This window comes from Bacteroidota bacterium, assembly GCA_039821555.1.
Taxonomy (GTDB): Bacteria; Bacteroidota; Rhodothermia; order Rhodothermales; family Rubricoccaceae; genus JBCBEX01.
Genome location: JBCBNX010000003.1, coordinates 91534 through 110879, shown reverse-complemented (window position 1 = coordinate 110879; position 19346 = coordinate 91534). Strand labels below are relative to the sequence as shown.

Annotated in this window: 17 protein-coding genes and 1 tRNA gene; 10 read left to right on the top strand and 8 right to left on the bottom strand. The window is 68.5% G+C overall.

What is annotated here, in order from left to right; translation table 11 throughout:
- Window positions 1-81: 81 nt before the first annotated feature.
- A complete protein-coding gene (atpG, locus tag AAFU51_04895) occupies window positions 82-1020 on the top strand; it encodes an ATP synthase F1 subunit gamma (protein ID MEO1570585.1) in 939 nt (312 codons plus the stop codon).
- 242 nt (window positions 1021-1262) lie between these two features.
- Window positions 1263-1352: transfer RNA gene (locus AAFU51_04890), tRNA-Ser, on the top strand.
- A gap of 61 nt (window positions 1353-1413) precedes the next feature.
- Here AAFU51_04890 and AAFU51_04885 read toward each other — a convergent pair.
- The 6 genes from AAFU51_04885 to AAFU51_04860 all read right to left on the bottom strand — a co-directional run bounded on the left by AAFU51_04885 (window position 1414) and on the right by AAFU51_04860 (window position 7439).
- Window positions 1414-1884, bottom strand: coding sequence for a nuclear transport factor 2 family protein (locus tag AAFU51_04885; GenBank protein MEO1570584.1), 471 nt, complete (start codon window positions 1882-1884; stop codon window positions 1414-1416).
- Window positions 1885-1938: 54 nt separating this feature from the next.
- Entirely contained in the window at window positions 1939-2619 is a 681-nt protein-coding gene (locus AAFU51_04880) for an AP2 domain-containing protein (protein ID MEO1570583.1), read from the bottom strand.
- Between the two features lie 193 nt (window positions 2620-2812).
- Window positions 2813-3082 carry a NifU family protein gene (locus AAFU51_04875; GenBank protein MEO1570582.1) on the bottom strand — a complete coding sequence of 90 codons (270 nt, stop codon included), beginning with the start codon at window positions 3080-3082 and terminating at the stop codon, window positions 2813-2815.
- Window positions 3083-3128: 46 nt separating this feature from the next.
- Complete coding sequence (locus AAFU51_04870; GenBank protein ID MEO1570581.1) at window positions 3129-5951, bottom strand: AAA domain-containing protein; 2823 nt, start codon at window positions 5949-5951, stop codon at window positions 3129-3131.
- Between the two features lie 81 nt (window positions 5952-6032).
- Window positions 6033-6893, bottom strand: coding sequence for an Mrp/NBP35 family ATP-binding protein (locus AAFU51_04865; GenBank protein ID MEO1570580.1), 861 nt, complete (start codon window positions 6891-6893; stop codon window positions 6033-6035).
- Between the two features lie 183 nt (window positions 6894-7076).
- Entirely contained in the window at window positions 7077-7439 is a 363-nt protein-coding gene (locus AAFU51_04860) for a cupin domain-containing protein (protein ID MEO1570579.1), read from the bottom strand.
- 432 nt (window positions 7440-7871) lie between these two features.
- Between AAFU51_04860 and AAFU51_04855 the strand changes: the two genes are divergently transcribed.
- On the top strand, window positions 7872-8933 hold the full coding sequence (locus AAFU51_04855; GenBank protein ID MEO1570578.1) for a hypothetical protein: 1062 nt from the start codon (window positions 7872-7874) through the stop codon (window positions 8931-8933).
- Window positions 8934-8948: 15 nt separating this feature from the next.
- Here AAFU51_04855 and AAFU51_04850 read toward each other — a convergent pair whose 3' ends face one another.
- The gene (locus AAFU51_04850) at window positions 8949-9866 is read right to left on the bottom strand and encodes an exopolyphosphatase (GenBank protein MEO1570577.1); all 918 of its coding nucleotides are present in this window, start codon (window positions 9864-9866) and stop codon (window positions 8949-8951) included.
- Between the two features lie 110 nt (window positions 9867-9976).
- Between AAFU51_04850 and AAFU51_04845 the strand changes: the two genes are divergently transcribed.
- From AAFU51_04845 to recJ, 3 genes are all read left to right on the top strand, one after another.
- Window positions 9977-10834, top strand: a complete 858-nt coding sequence (locus AAFU51_04845) for a shikimate dehydrogenase (protein ID MEO1570576.1) — start codon at window positions 9977-9979, stop codon at window positions 10832-10834.
- 6 nt (window positions 10835-10840) lie between these two features.
- Complete coding sequence (gene pgeF, locus AAFU51_04840) at window positions 10841-11599, top strand: peptidoglycan editing factor PgeF (GenBank protein ID MEO1570575.1); 759 nt, start codon at window positions 10841-10843, stop codon at window positions 11597-11599.
- 206 nt (window positions 11600-11805) lie between these two features.
- Window positions 11806-13560: a single-stranded-DNA-specific exonuclease RecJ gene (recJ, locus tag AAFU51_04835; GenBank protein MEO1570574.1), complete on the top strand. Its 1755-nt coding sequence runs from the start codon at window positions 11806-11808 to the stop codon at window positions 13558-13560.
- Between the two features lie 276 nt (window positions 13561-13836).
- Here recJ and AAFU51_04830 read toward each other — a convergent pair whose 3' ends face one another.
- The gene (locus tag AAFU51_04830; protein ID MEO1570573.1) at window positions 13837-15927 is read right to left on the bottom strand and encodes a hypothetical protein; all 2091 of its coding nucleotides are present in this window, start codon (window positions 15925-15927) and stop codon (window positions 13837-13839) included.
- 301 nt (window positions 15928-16228) lie between these two features.
- Between AAFU51_04830 and AAFU51_04825 the strand changes: the two genes are divergently transcribed.
- The 4 genes from AAFU51_04825 to AAFU51_04810 all read left to right on the top strand — a co-directional run bounded on the left by AAFU51_04825 (window position 16229) and on the right by AAFU51_04810 (window position 19345).
- Window positions 16229-16726, top strand: a complete 498-nt coding sequence (locus AAFU51_04825; protein ID MEO1570572.1) for a GNAT family N-acetyltransferase — start codon at window positions 16229-16231, stop codon at window positions 16724-16726.
- A 91-nt stretch (window positions 16727-16817) separates the two neighbouring features.
- Complete coding sequence (locus AAFU51_04820; protein ID MEO1570571.1) at window positions 16818-17090, top strand: hypothetical protein; 273 nt, start codon at window positions 16818-16820, stop codon at window positions 17088-17090.
- Between the two features lie 130 nt (window positions 17091-17220).
- Window positions 17221-18033, top strand: coding sequence for a hypothetical protein (locus AAFU51_04815; protein MEO1570570.1), 813 nt, complete (start codon window positions 17221-17223; stop codon window positions 18031-18033).
- A gap of 82 nt (window positions 18034-18115) precedes the next feature.
- Window positions 18116-19345: an FAD-binding oxidoreductase gene (locus AAFU51_04810; GenBank protein MEO1570569.1), complete on the top strand. Its 1230-nt coding sequence runs from the start codon at window positions 18116-18118 to the stop codon at window positions 19343-19345.
- The last annotated feature ends 1 nt before the right edge of the window (window position 19346 follow it).

Genomic DNA, 19346 nt, shown 5'->3' with positions numbered 1-19346 from the left:
ATTAGGGCCTCGGGAATAGGGGATGGGGTCGCGCTGACCCTCCCTGTTCCCCATCCCCTATCACCTATACCCTAATCCAACATGGCTTCCCTTCGCGACATCCGCGACCGCATCAAGACGGTCAAGAACACGCAGCAGATCACGCGCGCCATGAAGATGGTGGCGGCGGCGAAGCTGAGGCGGGCCCAGGAGCGCATCTTCAACACGCGTCCCTACGCCTTCAAAATCCGCGAGCTGATCGGCCACCTCCGCTCAGGCGTGGACCCGTCGAGCCACCCGCTCTTCCAGGCGCGGGAATCGGTGGACGCGGCCCTCGTCGTCGTCGTGACGAGCGACCGCGGCCTCGCTGGGGCGTTCAACGCGAACATCCTCAAGAAGGCCGAGGCGACCATCGCAGAGCGCTACGCCGATCTCGAAGCGGCGGGTGGGCTCTACATCCTCGCCGTGGGGCGCAAATCGCATGAGCACTTCTCGAAGCGCGGCTATCAGATGGTGATGGACACCGACGGCGCCGACTTCCGTGGCGTCTTCAACAGCCTCAGCGTCACGCAGGCCACGCGCGTCATCGAGTCCGCGATGGAAGGGTGGGACGCTGGGCGGTGGGACGAGGTCACGGTCGTCTATAACGAGTTCAAAAACACGATCACGCAGAACCGGATCGCGGAGCAACTCATCCCGATTCCCGCTGACGGCTTCCTCACGCCGGTCATGCAGGCCAGCGAGGACTACATCGAAGCGGAGGACAACGGCGAAGTCGAGTACATCTTCGAGCCCAACGCACAGCGCCTCCTCGACGACCTCGTGCCGCGCTTCCTCACCTACCAACTCTGGCGCATGCTGCTGGAGTCGAACGCCGCCGAGCAGGGCGCGCGCATGGTGGCGATGGACAACGCGACCACGAACGCGGGCGAGCTGCTGAAGGACCTCAAGCTGACCTACAACCGCGCTCGCCAGGCCGCCATCACGACGGAGATCATCGAGATCTCGTCCGGCGCCGAAGCGCTCAAAGCCGCGTCGTAGAGAAGGGCACAGGCCCATGTCCTTGTCATCCCGGACTTGATCCGGGATCTCTAACGTTTTCGGTGTTTCGTGGCATCGCAGAGATGCTGAATCAAGTTCAGCACGACAAAGGTGAGCGGCCGCTGCTCGTCTTGCTCTGCCCTTTGTTGAATTTCGGCGCACGGGTGGACGGCGCTGCGAGGCCGTCCTATCTTGCGGGCCTGCGCTGCTCAAACGCTGCCTGTTTCGCCAAGCACACACCCGGAGAGGTGGCCGAGTGGCTGAAGGCGCTCCCCTGCTAAGGGAGTATAGGGTTTATAGCTCTATCGAGGGTTCGAATCCCTCCCTCTCCGCACCCCACACCATGTGGGCAACGCCCTGGAATCTAAGAGATTCCGGGGCGTTTGCTTTTGGTCATTCGCTCTGCTTTGCCATATACCGATCGAGGCCTTTGCGAGCCTGCTGGCGCACCTTGTTTTGGACAAACGGCGTCCAGCCGAGCGCGAGCCCCATCGGGCCGAGCGCCTGCCGCGCCCAGCGCGGGAAGCTGAATGTGTCGCGGTGCTCGCGGATCAGGCCATCCTCGAAGCGGAAGTGCGCCTGGATGCGGTTGTGGACCTTGCGCTTGCCACCGAAGGTGTACGTGGCCTCCCAGGCAGCACGGCCGGTCGTGTCGTCAGCGTGGACGTCGCTGTGGGAGAGTACGAGGTCGGTGCCGCGCTCGCAGAGCATCGCCCACATCGCGCGGGCCTCGTCGCCCACGAGGTGCGGGAACGCCGGGTCGCTGAAGACGACATCGGGGTGGTAGCACGCGGCCATTCCCTCGGCGTCGCGTTGTTGGAAGGCCGTGTAGAAGCGGTCGATCAGCGCAGCGTTCGGGTGCATGGGCTCAGAGATCCAGCGGAAAAACGGAGAGCCGAAAGTGTAGCGCCGTCGGTGCTATTTCCCAAACAGCTTCGACTCTAGGTGCTCCTGGATCTTCTCCTCCTTCTGCATGCGCTCCACGGGGGCGAGCCGGTCGAGGTTGAGCGAGGGGACCTCGCCACGATCAGCCGCCTCGGCGCGCTGGCGGGCCTCTTCCTCGCTCTTAGCCTCGTCCTCCTTGCGCTGCTCCTCTTCGAGCAACTCACTTAGGGTCTCCTGCGCGGTGGCAAAGTTGAGGTGCGGCTCGACGGTGTCGCGGCCCGCCTCCTCGTGTTCGCGGTAGAGGCGGAGGCAGCCGTTCCAGAGCGCGCGGCGCAGGCCCCACTTGGCGACGGAGTAGGCGGCACCGCGCCGCTTGCCCTCGGCGTCGATCCAGGAGAGCTGGACGTAGAGCTTCTCGTCGCCGTCCTTACCGGCCTTGGTGCGGAGGCTGAGGCCGGAGACGCCGGTATTGGACCAGGCGCGGCGGGCGGAGGGGGGCGTGGCGTCAGGCAATGCGTCGAGCAAGGTATCGCGGTAAGAGATCGCCGCACCGAGGGCTGCGTCTGGCGTGCCGTGGCGCGAGTCCGAGAAGAACTTGGTGTGACGCGCGCCATTTCTGCGCACGCGCACCTGCCAGCCGTGCGTCGCGCTGCGACGCGGCGGCTCGGCACTCGGCTCGATATCGATGCGGGTGATGTTGCGGTGCTCGCTCATGGCAACGTGGGGTGGTGTTGCCGGTCGGGTGGGGAAGTCTCCGGTAGGGAGCCGACGGGCACACGTCGCGAAAGGGGCACGCCAGGTGGCGCAGGGGGAGGGGCGCGCTGAATCTACGCACCTGGCCCCGAACAGCAAACCCCGACGAGCGAACGAAATCGGGGCGGGCTGGCAGAAAAAACTAGGACGGCACCTAATGCGCGGACGGCGTCACGGCCTCCACGCGGGTGATCTCGGGCACCGCGCGCTTGAGCGCCTGCTCGATGCCTGCGCGCAGCGTCATCATGCTCATCGGGCACGTCCCGCAGGCGCCGAGGAGTTCGAGCTCGACCACCATGTCGTCGGTGACACTCTGCAGGCGCACCGAGCCACCGTCGGCCATCAGGTAAGGCCGGATCGTGTCGAGGGTTTCTTCGATGCGCTGGTTCAGCGCGTCGTCCTGAAGGGTGGTCGTGGTGCTCATCGGCGGCGTCTGGATCTTGTGTTTTGCTGCTACGGCGAAGCAAGCGTCAGGTTCGCGGGTCTAGGCTCCCGTCGGAGGTTTCCCGGATGAAATGAGGAGCAAGGGCTGGGGCGCGACGCAACGCATCCCCGACCGCATCGAGGCATGCCGTCTGGTCGAGGTACCAGCGTGCGTACGGGAGCGGGAGCACCGGAAGCGTCGCCCGGCCCAGTATGCGGATCCGATCGGGGGCCAGCTGCGCCTCAAAGGCCCCCGGATAGCCGATCAGGTCGATGCCGCACGCATGCGCCTCGTCCATCACCACAAGATCGAGGTGCAGCCCGGCGATAGGGAAGCCGACCCGGCACGTCCAGCCTCGTTCTTCCAGTCCGGCAACGACCTCGGCTGCAAACCGATCGAGCGAGGCCGCGCGCGTGACCACGGCCGAGTTGGTCAGACTCGCCTCGGCGATATGTTGGAGATAAGCGCCAGGCAGCGAGTCAGCGGCCACCTGGCGCGGGTCGAGCGAGGTGATGACGTGCTGCTGGTAGCGGGCGCGGGTCACGGCGACGTTGAACACGTCGGCGCGGTCGAGGTAGCGGAAGGCGGCGCTGTGGGAATCGCTGTCAAGTGCGAACGAGAGGAGCATTACATCGCGCTCCTCGCCCTGGAACGTGAACGGCGTCCCGACCATCACTCGATGCCGGTCGAGGACGCTCGCCTCGAAGCGTGCCGTGAGGGCGTCACCGAGGGCATCGACCTGTGCGCGGAAGGGCGACAGCACGCCGATGGAGCGCGCCGACCCGCCCGGAGCCTCAGCGTCCTCGGCTACGAGTGCCACGACCGCGTCGAGCACGTGCTCGACCTCGGTGTCGTTCACGCCCGAGGCCGCGCGGTGTCCGTCCACGCGGTGCAGCACGAGCGGAGGTACCGGCGGCGGCGTGGGCTTGGCCGTCATCACACGCAGCCGCTCGCCGTAGAACCGCGCGTTGCTGAAGGCGATGATCGGCGGCGCGCTGCGGTAGTGCTCGTCGAGAAACACTACATCGTCCTGCGAGCCTATGCGCGCGTCCATCAAGTCGAGGATGCTACGGCTCCGGTAGTCGAAGTCGGCAGTCGTTCGAGCATCAAGGCCATGTTTCTCCGCGAGGGCGGCCTGCCGGGGCCGTGCGAGAAACGACAGGTGCCGCAACTGCTGCGGGTCCCCGACGACCACGACCCGCTTCGCCCGCTGGAAGAGCGGGAGCACGCTCGCGAGGTCGCACTGCGACGCCTCGTCGATGATGGCGAGGTCGAACAACTCGCGTTCCATCGGCAGCGTCTCGGCGAGGTCGCCCAGCGCGACGAGCCAGACGGGAAAGGCGGCCAACAGCGTGTCTAGCCGGATGCTCTCGAAGCGTTTCTTCTGGGTGCCGCTCGCGCGAGCGCGGAGCGCCTGGTCGAGGAGTTGAATTTCCAGCCGCCGCCGCTTCAGGACATCGGCCAGGCGATACGCGTTGCGCTGTCGGGCATAGTCCTGCGCCTCCACAACGAAGCGGCGGAGGCGCGCCTCGTAGCGCTCGGCGAGGTGCCAGACCGCCTCGGTGCGGCTGGTGCGCCAGGCTGCCCATCGAGCACGCAGGCTCCGGGGCGCGTCGGCGAGCGCGCGGCTCCAGGCGGCCTCTTGCCGCTCGCGCTTGGCCAGCCCAGCTTCCGCCTTGTCGATGGCAGCGTGGCTGCGCAGTAGGCGCCGACGCTGCTCGTTGAGTGCGTGCTCGGTCGGCGCGTCTTGCGTATGCATCCCGCTGAGCAGCTGGCGGAAGTACGCCTTGAGCGCCTTGCCATAGCCGCGCCGTCCGGCTCTCATCGCCACGCCGGGCATGCCGAGTTGCCGTTCGATCTTGTCGGCGACGACATCGACGGCATGGTCCATCTTCGAGGCGACGAGCACCGTCTCGCCGCGCAGGACATGCTCGGCTGCGAGCGCCGCGATGGTGTACGACTTGCCCGTGCCTGGTGGCCCCACCACCACCGACGCCGTTCGCTCGGCCGCGCGGTCGAGGATGGCCTGCTGCGGGCGGCTCAGGATAGCCGGGACGAGGTGGTCGCCAGACTGCCGGGGCGCTGGAGCCTGCTGACCGGTGAACAGAAACCGCAGCGGAGCCGAAAGCTGCGTCGTGGTGGCCAGCGCGTCGAGTTCGCTGAGGACGCCGCGGGTACCGCGCCCGCGCGGGGCGAGCAGTAGCATCGAAGCGGGGAGGAGCGCGAGGCCGCGCTTTGGCATGCGTGTCCGCAACGCTGCCGCATCGACAAGTGCCGGAAAGGCCTCGGCCTGCGTGCCGTCGAGCGAGGGGACGGTTTCCTGCAGCAGTGCGGCGAGTTCGTAGAGACTAGCTGCGCTGAGTGGCTCGGCGGTGAGGTGGTCCCAAAGCCGCTCGCTGAGCGTTGCGTCGTCCTTCTGGTCTGGGCCCTCCTGGCTAGAGTCGAGCGCGCGGAGCAGGCCTTCGTTCAGGCGCGGGTCACTGAGGTCGAGCGCAGCGAAGGTCCCGCCAGGACGTTCCTGGAGCGTGGCGGGGTAGGTGAGTAGCGGCGCGCAGATCCGCACGGGGCGCCCGAATCCCCCGACTGTGTCGTCGTCGCGGTCCTGCTCGGTGCGCGGCCACGACCCGACGACGAACAGGCTCGCGTAGAGCAGCTCCTTCTCGCGCTGGTAGAGCGTCGTCGCCTTCTGGAAATCCACTGCCGTCTCGCCGACGAGCGGGAGCAGTGTCAGGTCGCCCGTCAGGATGTCCTCGCGCTCGGGGACGACGTAGCGCGGCCCGATGGTTTTGGCAAAGACGTTCCACAGCGTCGCGCGGCGGTGGTCCTCCTCAAAGCAGTCGCGGAGGTAGCGGACGAGGGGCGCGTGCATTGAGGGGGGTCAGGTGGGGCGAGGTGCTCCCAACCTACGCCCAACGGCGGCACCAACTCACCGCGGCACTGCGATACCGCCTTACTTGTACAGAATCTCGATGGGCTGCGTCGGCGGCTCGCTCTCGTTGCGAATCGTGACCTGCGTGATCGTCTCCTCCGCGATGCGCTGGAACGCTTTGGCCGATGCGCTCTCTGGCTCGGCTACGACGATGGGCTTGCCGCGGTCGCCCGACTCGCGGAGCTGCTCTTCGATGGGCACCTCGCCGAGGAGCGGCACGCCGAGCTCCTCGGCGAGCTTGCGCGCCCCGCCCTGGCCGAAGAGGTAGTAGCGCCGGTCGGGCAGGTCCGGCGGCACGAAGTAGGCCATGTTCTCCACGATGCCGAGCACGGGCACGTTCACGTTCTGGAAGAGCGCCACGCCCTTGCGCGCGTCGTCCAGCGCCACCTTCTGCGGCGTCGAGACGACGACGGACCCCGTGAGCGGGATCGTCTGGACGATGGTGAGCTGGATGTCGCCTGTGCCCGGCGGAAGGTCCAGGATCAGATAGTCGAGCTCGCCCCAGTCGGCGTCGCTGAGGAACTGCCGGACGGCGGACGACACCATCGGGCCGCGCCAGATGACGGCGTTGCGGGTGTCCACGAGGAAGCCCATCGAGAGCAGCTTCACGCCATAGCGCCGCAGCGGAAGAATCTTGCGCTCGTCGTTGAGGCGCGGCTTCTCGCCCTCGGGCACGCCGAACATCGTCGGGACGCTCGGGCCGTAGATGTCGGTGTCCACGAGGCCGACTTTGTGCCCGGCCTGGCTGAGCGCGACGGCGAGGTTGGCCGCGACCGTGCTCTTGCCGACGCCGCCCTTTCCGGACGCGACGGCGATGGCGTTCTTGACGCCGGGGATCGAGGGGGGCGTGGGCGCTTGCGGCCCGGCGTTGGGCGGAGGCATCGCTTGGGAGGTATGGACGCGTGGATGTACGCAGGTGTGAACGTGTGGCTCTTCGGTACGTTCGGAGCCGCGCGCGTAGGGTTGGCGAAGAGCGAAACGGCCGAGCGTCAGAGCCGGGCTTTCAGGTCAGAGCCGGGCTTTCAGGTCAGAGCCGGGCTTTCAGGTCAGAGCCGGGCTTTCAGGTCAGAGCCGGGCATCGACGGGCGCGGTCAGGTCGGACGGGGCCGCATCGCCGGTGTTGACGACGCCGAGCGGCTCGAAGAGTACGATCTCCGCCACCTCGTCGGCGACGGGCCGGTGCTCCACGCCGCGCGGCACCACGCACACCTCGCCAGGACCCAACTCCACCACGCGGTCCCGAAACTCGATCCGCAGCCGCCCGCGCACCACCCAGAAGAGCTCGTCGATGTCGTCGTGCTTGTGCCAGACGAACTCCCCTTGCACGCGCGCGACCTTGACGGCCTGCCCGTTGAGCTCCGCGACCACATGCGGCTCCCAGAGCCTGTCGAGCGCCGCAAACTTGTCGGCAAGGTTGATTGCAGTCATAGCGTCTCTGAGCGGATAGGAAAGGGCGTCTCGGAGGCGATGGCACCAGATCGACCAGGGCAGGTTCCGAGCGGAGCCGCCCGGCGAACCGGGCGCAAGCGCGCAGTCTGGGACGCCAAACTAGCCGCTGCGGCCACCAGGAGGCCGTGGTACAGCGTGTGCGTAGGTCTGCAGTCCCTTCTCGCTGGCTCCGTTATCAGCTGCCCTTCTTGCCACCCTTCTTCTTGCCTCTCTTTTGGGTCGTAGTGACATCTAAGCTGATGGTCGCTCCCGGCTTCGATTCCGCTCCCGCTGCGTTCGACTCGTCGCCTGATCCTACAGGATCGCACTCCTGAGGATCGCACTCCTCGTCCGCCTTGCGGACACGAAATCGCTGCGGCGTGAGCGTCTGACCTACTGAATGTCACGACTCCCTAGTCTCTGGCTCGTCTCATGCGTTATCTCCTCCTTCTACTCGCCGTCGTTCTCTCCACACTCCCGGCCTCCGCGCAGCGCGTCGTCCGCGCCGACCTCGCCTTCTCGCCCGACGGCACGCTCGCGGCCACGAGCACCGGCACCGGCACGCTCCTGGTCTGGAACGCCGACGACTGGAGCCTGCAGCACCGCTACGCGACCGATGACGACCGGCTCTTCGGCTTCGCGTTCACGCCGGACAGCCGCTACGTGGCGTTCGGGAGCAACGGCGGACGGCTCGCGGTGATGGACCTGAAGACCGGCGCCCTCGTGTTCGACGTGCAGGACCGGCCGGGGAGTGTCAACGTCGCCCGCTTCGGCTCCGACGGCACCACGCCCGACGGTCTACTCTTTGCCGCAGGGGAGGGGCGCACGCTGACGAGCTACGTCTGGCACACCGGCATCCCCAGCCGCGTCTACGACCTAGGTCGCGACACGATGCCGAACGGCGACCCGCTGATCGTGGAGGACTTCGACGTCGTGCCCGAGCGCGGCTGGCTCTTCGTCGCGCGTTTCGACGGGCAGGCGCGGCTCATGGACATCGCCACGGGCGCAGTCGTGCACACGTGGACGGCCAAGCTGCGCCCTCGCGACGGGCAGCGCAACGTCAAGGATGTCGCGGTGCTACCGGGCGGGCGCACCGGCTTCTTCGCGGGCGTCGGGGGCGATGTGATCGCGGTGGACCTGGACACCGGCGCTCGGATCGACTCGGTGCGCGTCCACCCCGACTTCGTCTCGAAGCTCACGGCCCGACCGGACGGCGCGCTCCTCGCCACACTGGACCTCGACGGGACGGCGACGCTCCTCGACCCGGTCGCCTTCGGCGACCCCGACCGCGAGGCCGTCGTCCGGCAGATGACCCAGACCGCGAGCTTCAGCAGCCGGCGGCTGCTCTTCGCGGGCGAATTTCGACCGGGTACCGATCAGTTCGTCACGGGCGGCATCCGGCTCCCGCTCATCGTCTGGGACATCGAGTCGGGTGCCCGCCTGCGCACGGTGGAGCGCCTCCCTGAGGTCGCCGCCGCCGATGAGAGGGAATAGACGGCGAAATAGCGGCTAGGCATGACGCCGCGCCCAGTCCAGCGCGAGGCCGTAGCGCAGGCCGCGCGGGCTGGGGCGGTAGGCGTCGAAGCCACCGTTCGCACACACGAGGTCGAGGATGAGCACGCCCGCCGCGAACACGTCGCTGCGCCCTTCCATGGCTGCGGGGTTGAGCGCGAGTACCTCGTCGGGTGCGAGCGTGAGCAGACGCTTGCTCCACGCGTGGATCTCGGCAGTGGGCACGTCCTGCCACGGGTTGTCGGGGTGGACGAGCTTGGCGAGCGCCCTCGTCGTGCCCGAGGCGCCGAGGAGCGGGAGGCGTCCGTCGAGCGGGACCGTCCCGAGCGCGTCCGTGACGGTGCGCCGCGCGGTGACGACGTGGTAGGCGCTCGGGGGGATCGTCTCGAAGCAGCGCTCAGTGAGCCGCACCGCGCCCACGTCGAGGCTCACGCGGTGCTCGATCTCGATGCCGTCCTGTGACGCGTCGCCCGTGCGGCGGCCCGTGATGAGTTCTGTGGAGCCGCCGCCGATGTCGAGGACGACCGCGCGGTCGAGGTCCGGAAACGCCGAGAGCGCACCGAGGAAGCTCAGCCGGGCTTCTTCCTCGCCCGCGATCACGCGGTAGTCGAGGCCGAGTTCGTCGCGCGCGCGGTCCACGAGGACGTGCCGGTTGGCGGCGTCGCGGGATGCGCTCGTCGCGCCGATCACAGCCGCCTCGGCACCGTGGGTGTCGGCCTGCTGCTTGTAGGCTGCGAGGGCCGTCATCACCCGCTCGATGGCGTCCGGGTGGAGGTTCTTGCTTCCGTCGACGCCCTGGCCGAGGCGCGTGAAGCGGTCTTCTTTGTAGGCGACGCGGAGCGCCCCGTCGGGCGTCACGTCGGCGATGAGGAGGAGGCAGGTGTTGGTGCCGATGTCGATGGTGGCAACGCGCAAGGGAGGTGTGAGGTCGGAAGCGAGAAGGGTGACGTTAGAGAGTAAAACGGATAGGTTCGGTGTCCGGTCCCGGTGCGCGCTAGCTTGCGCTGGCTTTCATGTCCATGTCTATGACCCCAACCGCTCAGACCCGCCTCGCACTGCTCCTCGGCGACCCCGTGGCGCACTCGCGCTCGCCCGCGATCCACAACGCCGCGTTCGAGGAGCTCGGGATCGACGCCGTCTACCTCGCCGCCCACGTTCGGCCCGACGACCTCGGCGACGCCGTCGTGGGACTGCGGGCACTCGGCGTGCTCGGGGCCAACGTGACGATCCCGCACAAGCAGTCCATCATCCCGCACCTCGACGCGCTCACGCCGGTCGCCGAGGCCATCGGCGCGGTCAACACCGTCGTGCCGCAGCCGGACGGGACGCTCCTCGGGACCAACACCGACGCGGCGGGCTTCTTCGAGCCGCTGCGGCCCTACGCGGAACGCCTCGACGGCGCGGAAACGGTCGTCTTCGGAGCGGGCGGGGCGGCTCGGGCCGTCGTCTACGCACTGCTCACCGAAGTGCGCGTCGCCCGCCTGACGCTCGTCGCGCGCTCGCCCGCCAACGCGGAGGCTCTCGCCGACGACGTCGCCCACCTCGACCCGCTCGGCGCAGTCGCAGTCCGTGCGGACGACGACGCCTCCGAGGCCGTTCAGAGCGCGACGCTGCTCGTCAACGCGACGCCGCTCGGCATGCACGGGGCGCACGAGGCCGAGACGCCATGGAGCGCCGCCGCCGACTTCCACGCAGCGCAGATCGCCTACGACCTCGTCTACGCGCCCGCTGAGACGCGCTTCCTCCGCGAAGCCGCCGCGCACGGCGCAACCCCACTCGGCGGCATGGCCATGCTCGTCGGGCAGGCCGCCGAGGCGTTCCGGCTCTGGACCGGCCAGACGATACCGCATGCCGCCGTGCTGCGTGCCCTCACATCGACCTGACCCTCCGTGCTCCTGCGTTCCGATCTGTTCGCCGAACTCCCCGCGATTGTCGCGGCGATCACGACCCGGCACGCGCCCGTAGGCGTTGCGCTCGGGGATCTGGGGTATGACCTCGGCACGAACACCGAGACGGAGGCGGCCACGCGCGACGCGCACCAAGCGGCGCTGCTCCGCGCGCTCGACTTCCGCGCCGAGAGCGATCCGGCCGACGTGCTGGTGCTGGCCGGGCAGGTGCACGGGGCCGAGGTCGAGACGGTCACGGCCGCGGGTGTCTATCGCGAGCGCGATGCCCTCGTGACGAGCCAGCCGGGTGTGTTGCTCGCCATCCAGGTCGCCGACTGCGCGCCGGTGCTGCTCGCCGATCCCGAGGCGCGCGTCGTTGGGGCTGCGCACAGCGGGTGGCGTGGGACGGTGGCGAACATCGCGGCGCAGACCGTCGCTGCGATGCAGGCGCTCGGTGCCGAGGCGTCCCGCATCCGCGCCTACATCGGACCGTGCATCAGCCAGGCGCACTTCGAGGTGGGGCCTGAGGTGGCGGCACAGTTCGACGACCGGTTCGTGACCGTGCCGTCGCCCGGCGCGAAGCCGCACGCGGACCTCAAGGCCGTCCTCCGCGCGCAACTCCTCAGCGCCGGGCTCGCGGAGACGCACCTCGACATCGACCCCGGCTGCACGGTGGCGGACAATGACCGCTTCTTCTCGTACCGCGCCGAAGCGGGCCGCACGGGCCGCATGCTGGGCGTGATCGGGCTGCACGAGGGCTGACGGCGAGCGGCTCTGGATTCGCCGGGCGGGGTTCGTTGTGCAGGGTTTACTGCGCGGTCTGGTGGCCTGCACAACCAACAGGAAGTCGAAGGGGACCGTCCCACGGGCGGGTGAAGCGACCAAGCCAAGGTTACCCCCATGTTATATTCGCGGCGAACGAATGTCATACGGAAGCCGCCCTGACGCGCTTCCCCACGAGTCTCCCCATGCCTACCCCCCGCTGGACGCTCCGCCCGGTCGATGACCTGGAGGCGATCACCCGCCTGAGCTATCAACTGAACCGCCTCCCGATGGCCCTCGCGCGCACCCTTGTGGCGCGCGGCATCGGCTCCTTCGACGAGGCCCGGCACTACTTCCGTGACGGTCTCCCGGCGCTCCACGACCCGTTCTTGATGCAGGACATGGACGCCGCCGTGGGCCGGTTGCTCCAGGCCATCGAGCAGGGCGAGCGCGTGCTCGTCTACGGCGACTACGACGTCGACGGGACGACCTCCACGGCGCTGATGGTGGGCTTCCTGCGCGCGCAGGGCCTCGACCCGGCGTTCTTCGTCCCGAGCCGCTTCATCCACGGCTATGGGCTGTCCGAGGCGGGCATCGACCACGCCATCGAGGCGGGCGCGACGCTGATCGTGGCGCTCGACTGCGGCATCACGGCGCACGACGCGGCGCTCTACGCGAAGAGCAAGGGCGTCGACCTCGTCATCTGCGACCACCACACCGCGGGCGAGACGATCCCCGAGGCGGTCGCCGTGCTCGACCCAAAGCGCCCCGACTGCGGCTATCCGTTCGACGGCCTCTCCGGCTGCGGCGTGGGCTTCAAGCTCATCCAGGCCGTGCTCCAGCGCCAGGGACGCCCCGAAGAGGAGGCGTGGCCCTACCTGGACCTCGTCGCGGTCTCGACGGCGTCGGACATCGTGCCGCTCCAGGACGAGAACCGCGTGCTGATGCGCGCCGGCCTCGAACGCCTCCGCGCCACGCAGCGGCCCGGCCTGCTGCGCCTCGCCGAGCAGGCGCGCGTGGACCTCACGACGGCGACGACCTCGACCATCGTCTTCAACCTCGGCCCGCGCATCAACGCCGCCGGGCGCCTTGACGACGCCACGCTGGCCGTCGATCTGCTCATCGAGTCGGACAGCTGGAAAGCGAAGCTGCTCGCTGAAGAGCTCGAAGCGCTCAACCGCCAGCGCCGCGAACTCGACGACGACACGCGCACGGTCGCGCTCGCCGAGGCCACGCGGTTCATGGACGGTGACCCGAAGGCGCTCGTGCTCTACGGCGCCGACTGGCACCCCGGCGTCATCGGCATCACGGCGAGCCGGGTCGCAGAGCATTTTCACCGTCCGACGGTGCTGCTCACGTCGTACGGCGAGACGAACGGCCACGTCAAAGGCTCCGCGCGCTCGGTGAAGGGCATCAACGTCTACAACGCGCTGCAGTCCTGCTCCGACTTGCTGGAGCGCTTCGGTGGCCACGCCTTCGCGGCAGGGCTCGCGCTCGACAAGAGCCACATCCCTGAACTGCGCGCCCGCCTCAGCGACGCCATCGAAAACGCTGTCGAGCCCGCCCAACTCGAACCCGAGATCGAGCTCGACGCGCAGCTCGACCTCAACGAGGTAGACGGGTACGGTGGCAAGTTCTGGCGTCTCCTCCAGCAGTTTGGCCCGTTTGGCCCGGCCAACCGCAAGCCCGTGTTTTGGGGCCGCGACCTCCGCGTGGTGGGCCAGCCGTCGACGTGCGGCGCCGACCGCCAGCACCTTCGCATGCGTGTCGCGCAGCGCGATGGCGGGCGTCCGATGAGCGTGATCGGTTTCGGCCTGGCCGAGCGGCTGCCGGAGGTGCTTCAGAGCGCCCGGCGCGGTCGCGGCTTCGAACTGGCTTTTTGCGTTGAGGACAACACCTGGAACGGCCGGACGACGCTACAGCTACGTGCCAAGGACGTCCGCCTGGGCGACGACGCATGACGCCGGGCGAGCAGGCGCCAGGACTGGCGTCCGATACGGCGAGCGCGTGTGTGTGCGGGCATCGCCGCGACCACCCTGAGGTGCGAGCAGTCCCTCGCTACGGGTTCGGTGCCATGCTGGTCCTCTTGGCCGGGGCCAGCGCCACGCCCAGGCGCCTCGACTATCGGTGTACGCGCTGCGGCCAGGTCTTCGACGCCACGACCGACCCGCGCGAGTGCGCGCACTACCGATAAGTGCGCATACAACCGATAGACGCGAGCGTCTGCGGCCTCGCGGCTACTTTGCTTGCGTCCGCGCAGTGCGGAAGTACGACTCGATGGCGTCCGTGAAAGCCCGGGCCGGTGCGCTCCAGATGTAGACCGAGTAGCGCCGGAAGATCTCCCGCGAAATGATCTGGGAAGCCTCGATCCACGAATCCGCCCGGTCGATGGCCTGGAGGGTCGCATCGTAGGCGGCTCCGTCGCCTTCGGTGAGCTGCTCGACAAACCACGAACGTTGGTCGGCCGCGGCGCCCAGCAAGCGGCGCTCTAGTGCGCTCGGCGAGTCGTCCAGGGTAGCTGGCGTCTCTGCCGCCGTGGGCCGCGGCGCTTCCGATAAGGGAGGGGGCTCTGAAGTTGAAGGCGTCGCCTCTGCAGCTGAAGGTGTCGCCTCTGCAGTTGAGGGCATCGCCTCTGTGGGCGAGGAGGCCTCTGCGTACGATTCCGGAGCTAGCGGCGCTGCTGTCGGCGCGGTTGTGTCAGACGGCGTTGAGGACACGTCGTCTGACGGCGCATCGGTGGGCACGGTATCCGACGAGCCTGCCGGTACACCCGTCTCTACCGCTGCAGGGCGTAGGTCGACGCTGTCTTCTGAGGGGAGCGGGGCCTCGTCCGCCGAGGCCGGGCCTGAGTCGCCGCCGGAGAAGTAGCGTTTCCAGAGCGGCACGTCGCGGCCGCTGGCTGGAGGGGAAGCAGGCGTGGCGTCAGGATCCGCGAAGCCGTCGTTGACGCTGGGCGCGTCCGGCGCGGCATACTGACTCCAGAGTGGCTGGTCGTCGCGCGTTGCCTCTTCGATGGTGGAAGGTCTCGAAGAAGGCGGCTCGCCAGGATCGAAGGAGTCCTGGGCCGCGTCTGCCACGTTCTGGGAAGCCGAGGTCAGAGCCTCCGAAGTCTCGTTCTCGGACGGCGTCTCGGGTGCTGAAGGAACCGCTGGAACCGACGGTGCGGGACCGAGCGACGACGAGAGGGGTGCCTGCGCTAGGTCGGGAAGCGGCGCGTCGAGCGCAGAGGTGGGCGAGTACGGCTCCGATGCCAGGCTGTCGTCGGTCTGCTGGACGTCGGTGTCTTCGTGCGAGGTCACTGCCTCGGGTGCTGGCTCGAATGCGGTGCGGGGCGCGGTTTCCGAGGGCACGTCCTCAGTCTCCGGGGCCTCCGCCTCAGTCTCCGGGGCCTCCGCCTCAGTCTCCGGGGCCTCCGCCTCAGTCTCCGGGGCCTCCGCGTGCAGATGAGCTACTTGGGAATCCTCCGTGGGTACGTCCTCCGGAGCCACGGCCGCGTTGGCATCCGGCCCTGTTGCCAGTGGTGCGTCGGGAGCGGAGGGCGACGGCGCGGTAAAGCCGAGGTCGTCCTCCTCGACCATCAGCGCGTTGACGCTGACGGGGACGCGCGGCGCGTCAATCTGGAGCAGCGCGAGGAGCTGCGCCTCGCTGACAGCGGCCTGGTCGTCGGAGAACACCGACGCGTCCAAGCCGCGCGCGGCGAAGTGGTCGCGCAGAACCGAGGCAGAGAGGTGCCGGTCGGCGTTCACGTGTGCCGCCAAGTCGAACAGCGGCGCGAGGTGGTCCATCCAGTCGCTCGGGGACTCCTCCTGGGCTAGTCGCTCGTCGATCTGGGCGAGGAGGCGGCGGAGGTCACTCGCGCTAACCTGCTGCGTGCCCTTCCAGTCAAAGTAGCTGCGGAGCACTTCGGCGAGCGTGGGCCGCGTTGCGAACCAGGCGAGGCGGTCGAGGACGAGCTCGACCGAATACGGCCCAGCCCCCGTCTCCTCGATGGTCTTCGGAAAGGCCTCGGCCGGAGCCACTAGGAAGCTCACGATCCGGGCCGTGGCATAGCGTACGACCTGGGCACGGCGCTCCTCGGGGACCTGCGCGTCGCGCTGCATGGTCGCGACCAGGTCTGCGCGGGCGGCGGCGACCGCTGAGGTCTCGGCCACCCAGGGCGACCGCAGCGACGCATCGACGCGTCCGACGTGTTGCGCGAGCCAGCACGAGAGGAAGTGGCCCACCGGAGCCGGCAGGGCTGCGAGCGCGTCGCGCTCGAGCGGCCGGTCGTCCGGTAGCATTGCCAGAAAGTGGTCGGCGAGGGCGGCGGCGAACGTCGAGGCGGTCATGGCCGGAGGAGCAGGCGTGGACACCACAGGGTATGGCGTCAAAAAACAGCAACGCGCAAGCTACGCGCCGGGGGCGGCTGAACACAACGGGCGGAGCGCTTGCAGGGGCTTTCGTCTACCGTGCATCGCAGCAATCGATCCATGGGACGAGGGTGGCATGGCTACGAAGGCTGCGGATTCGTGTAGATTACGCAGGGCCTGCCAGGTCAGCGGGCGCTTGCGCGCGCGAACCGCGTTTGCAGGGCAGGACGAGGACGCAGAGGGACCTCCCGCAGAACCTAGAACGCCGGGCCACAACGACATGAGCGCGCTCACGACCAAACGATTGGTGCTGCGTCACCTGACCGCTGCCGACGCGCCGTTTGTGCTGCGCTTGCTCAACGAGCCGTCGTTCCTGCGCTTCATCGGCGACCGTGGCGTGCGCACGGAGGCCGCCGCCCGAGACTATCTGGCCACCGGGCTCTGGGCGCGCTACGCCGACGTGGGGCACGGCCTCTATGCGGTCGAGCGAAAGACGGACGAGGCCGTGCTCGGCATCTGCGGCCTGCTGAAGCGCGACACGCTCGACGCGCCCGACCTCGGCTTCGCACTCCTGCCGGAGCACTGGGGGCAGGGGTACGCCCACGAGGCCGCTGCCGCCATTCTCGGCCAAGAAGTCCCCGCGCTCGGGCTCGACCGCGTCCTCGCGATCACCGTGCCTGACAACACCGCCTCCATCGCCTTGCTCACGCGGCTAGGCTTCCGCCACGAGGCCACTCCCGGCGACGCCACCGTGGAGCGCTATGTGTGGACGCGCTGAAGCTCGTCCGGCGCAAGGCTGGCGGACTCGGCTTCACAGTATGTGTTTGCATGGTGCGTATGGCATGGTAGTGCGTATGGCATGGTAGATCGTGGCGAGCAAGCTGGTGTGCCTCGTCGCATCCCTCTCCAAGAAGTGCTCAAGAGCTACACTGCTCCAAGAAGAACGATGTCGACGACCTCGCTCTGAAGCCCGTGCGCCCGCTGGCGTCGCCTCGGCGCAGGCTGCGGGCGCCATCGGTATCGCCTCGACAGGCCAGCCTGAGTATCTCGCCGCGGCCAACGCCGTGGTCGCCCGGCTCGCCGACGTGCACGTTGAGGCGGAGCCGGATGGCCTGGTGGTGACGCTCCGCGAGCAGGGCTGAGTTCGCCCACACAGTCAGGGCTCGACACAGCTAGACGCGGCGTTCTTGACCAGTCTTGAAGGTGGGATGAGCAACCGGGCGATGGGTCAAGCGTGGACGCCTCTCTTCCTAGTCCAGCCTACCGCGCCCCATGCGCTTTGCCTACTTCACGATCATCGTTACAGGGCTGGCTGTCGGCCTTCTGGCCGGGTGCGACAGCGGTACTGAAGATCCACAGGTGCTCTCCGTCGTGAGCACCAACCTCGGCGACGACGGGGCGCTACAAAACGGCGGCGGCCTCCTCGTACGGTTGAGCGCGCCGCTCGACACGGCCACGCTAGGCTACCGGAGCCTCACGGACGAGGGAGGCAGGCTCCTCGTCGGCGAGGATGGCGAACCGCCGACTCTGCTGACGTGGCCCAGCGACATATGGGGCGTGCAGGACGCCGAGCAGGTGACCTTCGACGGTAGCCCCGCCTCGTTCTGGTACGACCCGGCTACGGCCACGCTTGCCTTCTTCCGGGAGACGACCGAGCCCAACCCGGAAGGCGTCAGGGGAGGATGGCAAGCAGGCACCCTGCAGTTCGGGCCGGAACTGCGCAGCATCGACGGGCTCGCCTTCGGCGACGACGACGCGCTCGCCATTGAGCGGCTTCCGGCCCTCGACTTCCTCGATCTGGTCCAGGCCGTGCCCAACCCTGCCTCCTTCACCACGGCGTACGGCCGAAGCCCCGACGAGCGCATCATTCGGTTCGTCAACCTACCTCCTTCCTCAACTATTACCCTCGTCGACCCCTCGGGAGGGGTTGCGGCCACGGTATCCAGCGGTAGTATGTCTGTGGCAGACTGGTTCGCTCCGCAAGACCAGAGCGGTATCTTTACCTACCGGGTCGAGTCCGAGGCCGGGGTCGCCGAAGACCGCGTGCTGGTCCTGGCCGACACGAGGCCCGACTTCGACGAGTAGAGACGCCGAGCACGCGCGAAGGGCTGGATCCACACCGACCGGCGACGGCGTAGGTTGGACGCCGAGACTTTCCGCACTGCCCATGTCTACGACCTCGCTCTGGCAAGCCGATACGCCCGCGGCACCGCCCCCCGCACAACTCCCAGACGCGGTAGATATCGCGGTGGTCGGCGGCGGCGTGGCGGGCTGCGCGGCGGCCTACTGGCTGCGGCAGCACGCCCCGGATTTGCGCGTTGCCCTCGTGGAACGGGGGGCGTTGGCGAGCGGGGCGTCGGGCCGCAACGCAGGCTTCCTGCTGCAAGGCACTGCCGCCGACGTAGTGCAAGCCGTCGAGGAATATGGCGAGGACATCGCGCGACGCATCTGGGCATTCACGCAGGAGAACCAGCGGCTTGTCGAAGCGCTGCCCGCCGGCGCGATCCGCCGCGAGGCCGTCGGCAGCGCCATCGCCGCCGCGAGCCCCGACGACGCCAACCGCCTCGAACGCGGGGCCGATCTGCTCGCTGACCTCGGTACGAACGCCCGCTACCTCGACGCGGCGGCTGCTAACCGCACGCTTGGCACGGCGCGCTTCGCCGGTGCGCTCCTCGTGGACGACGACGGCGCGCTCGACCCCGTGCGGCTCGTACGGTACCTGGCCAGCGAGAGCGGTGCCACGCTCGTAACGCATACGCCTGTCGAAGCGTTGGAGGCCGACCGTAGGGGTACGCTCGTTCACACCGCACGCGGCACCATCCGGGCCGAGCGGGTCGTACTTGCGCTCAACGCCTACGCGCCGCTGCTCGTCCCGGACCTGGCCCTGTTCGTCCGGCCCGTCCGCGCGCAGATGCTCGCCACGGCACCCGTCGCGCCGACCCTCACGCGGCCCGTCTACTCGCACGAGGGCTACTACTATGTCCGCCAGCACGCCAACGGCCGCCTTCTGGTCGGCGGCGCACGGCACCTCCATCGGGATGAGGAGGTCGGCTACGAAGACGCCACTACGCCTGCGTTGCAAGCCGGCCTCGAAGCCTACCTCGCTGAGCACGTTCCCGCTGTCTCGCCCGTCCAGGTCGAGCGGCGGTGGAGCGGGACGATGGGCTTCTCGCCCGACGGCCTCCCGCTCGTGGGTGCGCTGCCAGGGCACCCTGAGAGCCGCTGGTGCGGCGGCTTCACCGGGCACGGCATGGGCTTCGCCGTCCGCCTCGCCCGCCTCGTCGTCTGCGAGATGATGGGCGAGGACGACGCGTACGCCGACCTGTTCGCCTGGGAGCGCGTCGCAGGTCCTGGGTCACAGGTCGCAGGTCTGGACACGGTTGGACCTGCGACTTAAG